Genomic DNA, 2975 nt, shown 5'->3' with positions numbered 1-2975 from the left:
TAGGAAGTAATTTTTCCATTTTATTTTCTTCTTTTGGATGTAGGTCTTGTTTCATTGCCTTAAATAAGGCTAGTTGATCTGCTTTTTTTAAATCTCCGACTGCTTCATACACATATCTCCACCATACTCCTACCAATCCACTGCAGCTTTCCTTTCCGCTCCTTCACTTAAAAACTCAATAACATATCACGATTTTTTGAATTCACCCGATTTTAATATTTCTTCTAAACTATCGAGTAGTTCTTCCAGCACTTATAGATAATTAAAAAGGGACTGGTGTATGTATTCGCCTAATTTCCACATTGATATCGTCTCATTATGTGACATTGTACTCAGCTTCAAGCACTTCTTTTCTCCTTCTCCCAACATTTCAAGAACTAGATATCCTTTTAATCTAGCTCTTTCTTCCTCGAATATTATTACCCTTCCATTTTTTTGAATTAAATGACCTGAAATTTCACTTTGCTTATTCAATAAACTTTCTCCATTTGTTGAATAAATCATTTACGTAAACTATTGAAGAAAAATCCTAAAAACCCATCTAATATCAACTTTTTTAATTAAACAATTCATTTCGGTAATGTGAGCAGCAGCAAAATAATCACTTCTGTAATAAGCTTATCTAGGAATCCCTAGAAAAGCTTATTACCGTAAAGAATCACTGAAAGAGCATTGATATCAAGGGTTTTTCAGTGATTTTATTTTGTTTAAATCAGAAGATGGTAAATTATTTCGGCAATGCAAGCAGTACTGATGCTATTATTTCGGTAATGTAAGCAGTTAAACAAGGGGAAGAAAAACCTGTTGTACATTTATACAACAGGTTTTCTTGGTTTTATTATTAATTTAATTGCATTTCTGTTTCAATTTCTACATAAGGGGTGAGGCGATATTCTATTTCGAAATCATCTCGCTTAAAGTCATAAGAAATTGCTTTTACAGATAGAAGTAAAATCGACCGCTTTTCAACATTGCTATATGAGTGAATATCCTGTTTAAATCGGTCTACTAATTCTATAGTTACACCTTCCATTAAAAGAAGCTCAATTTTTTCTTGGGTATTTATATAAAGTATTTTATCCTTCTCCATGAACTTTAGCTGTAACTGAGTAATCTCTAGGATTTCAGTGTAATTTTCATCAGTTGGATTTAAAGTACTTATAGTAAAACGCAATTTTTCAGTGTCTGCTGTCAAATTCGAAACTTTTCTTCTACAGACTCTCTTCCAATCAGTCATTTCATTTTTTAATCTTTGAAGATATAACTTTATTTCCCTACCCCATCTATCCGCAAAATCTTGTATGACAATCTGATTCAATACATCTTTTTTAAGTTTACATTTACATTTTGGACAAAAGTAAATTGATCCATCTGTTTTTGATTTTGCTGATGTCTGATTTTTTGTCTCCAGTTTCTCTCCGCACTCCTTGCAAGAAACAAGGTTCTTTAATATAAACGGACTATCCATTCGATTCCTTTTAGACTTTAAGTTTCTAAAGAATTGTGTAGTTTCCCATAGCCCCATTTCAATTAAAGCTGGATGATGATTAGGAAGTATACGAAATTCTTCTATAGATTTTTTCTTACTATTGGAGAAACTCATCCTCGAATCCCACGCTAAATTCCCAATGTACCATAGATTGTTTAAAATATATCTGACCGTAGAATCTGACCAATTGCCATATCCTGCTGGAGAAGGTATTTGTGATAATTCAAGTAATTCTGCAATTTTCCCATCACTATGTCCAAAGCTGTACAAGTAAAATATAAGCTTAACTATACCTGCATTTTCATCTGGTAGTAAGTCATCTACTTCATCATTTGCTTGAGAGTAGCCATACGGATTACTAGCTGGGGGTCTCCTATTATTATCAAAAATATTTTTTTGGGTCTCACGAACTCTACTAGCCTTTTTAACTGACTCATCGTGATCCATTGCTAATTTCATTTGAACTAAAGGGTCATTTTCATTCCACTCTCCATCATGTTGAGTTGAAAATAGTTTTAATTGAGAGTTTTTTTCTCTTAAAGGTACTATAATATTTTTATAGAAATCCGTAATATCTCTGGTTACTCGAGATTCATCATAAAAAATAACTGAGTTTGCATTTGAATTACTTAAAATGAATTCCTTTAATTCACTCATTTTTTTACGTTTATCTACAGAGTAATGATATGCAGACTTAGCAGCCTCTACAAATATTACGACACCTTGAAATCCCAAAGATTGTGCTTTTAATATGATTGCTCTTTCTTGAATTGAATGAGAATGACCTGAATTTTGTTTCTCATCAGACCAACGAATGTAACCAGCAGCAAGCTGTACATTGTCCTTGTATATATTCCACGGTAAGCTGATCGGTGTTGAATCAGGTCTTTCTTCTTCGGTAATTACATAGACGTCATTTTCATAATAAGCAAACTTATGTCCGATACTCATTACATTTTATCCCCTTCAATATAATTACCAAAATTAGTATGATAGAAGATAGCATCAGAACTCACTTCAATTTTTGAGAATAGAAGTTGAATTAAGTATTCTCGTTGAAACTTGTGCAATTCACTAATAAATTGCTCATTTACGGTCTTTACGAAGAAGTTAATGCCCTTTCTAGCTTCATCTATTTGGTATAAAGCTGTATTAAGTTGCTTTATTTTCTCCACAATAGTCTTTGACTGCTTGACCAATAAGTTTATTTTTCTTTTTTTATTTGTGCCCAGTAAATCTGTTATCTCTTTATGAATAGACTTTAATTGATTCTCTTTAAACGATAACTGTTTGTTATACTGTCTCTCTCGAGCTAATAAGCAAGCAAAAACATCCTTTTTAATTTCTTTGACATTAACTTTATTTACTATATACGTAAAGTGCTCTGAAATTAATTGGTTGTATCGAGAAGCTTCTATAAAGATTCTAGAATGATTTTTTACACATACATAATATCCGTGTGCCCCTATGTTATTTGAACGAAAAG

The 2975-nt window shown here is 32.0% G+C and carries 3 protein-coding genes; all 3 read right to left on the bottom strand.

Going from position 1 to position 2975, the window contains the following annotated elements; genetic code table 11:
- Positions 1 to 252: 252 nt before the first annotated feature.
- Complete coding sequence (locus tag JFL43_RS20895) at positions 253 to 474, bottom strand: hypothetical protein (protein ID WP_200750546.1); 222 nt, start codon at positions 472 to 474, stop codon at positions 253 to 255.
- Positions 475 to 841: 367 nt separating this feature from the next.
- The gene (locus JFL43_RS20890; protein ID WP_200750545.1) at positions 842 to 2440 is read right to left on the bottom strand and encodes a recombinase family protein; all 1599 of its coding nucleotides are present in this window, start codon (positions 2438 to 2440) and stop codon (positions 842 to 844) included.
- The coding region (locus tag JFL43_RS20885; protein ID WP_200750544.1) for a hypothetical protein at positions 2440 to 2975 on the bottom strand (536 nt) is incomplete at its 5' end. The genes JFL43_RS20890 and JFL43_RS20885, both read right to left, overlap by 1 nt.

The sequence above is a fragment of the Viridibacillus soli genome (genome assembly GCF_016612995.1).
Taxonomy (GTDB): Bacteria; Bacillota; Bacilli; order Bacillales_A; family Planococcaceae; genus Viridibacillus; species Viridibacillus soli.
Note: the sequence above shows the minus strand (reverse complement) of the source record. Positions and strands in the feature narration are given on the sequence as shown.

Coding starts and splice junctions, on each gene's coding strand:
- JFL43_RS20890 (WP_200750545.1), bottom strand. CDS start 2,440: ATGAGTATCGGACATAAGTTTGCTTATTATGAAAATGACGTCTATGTA.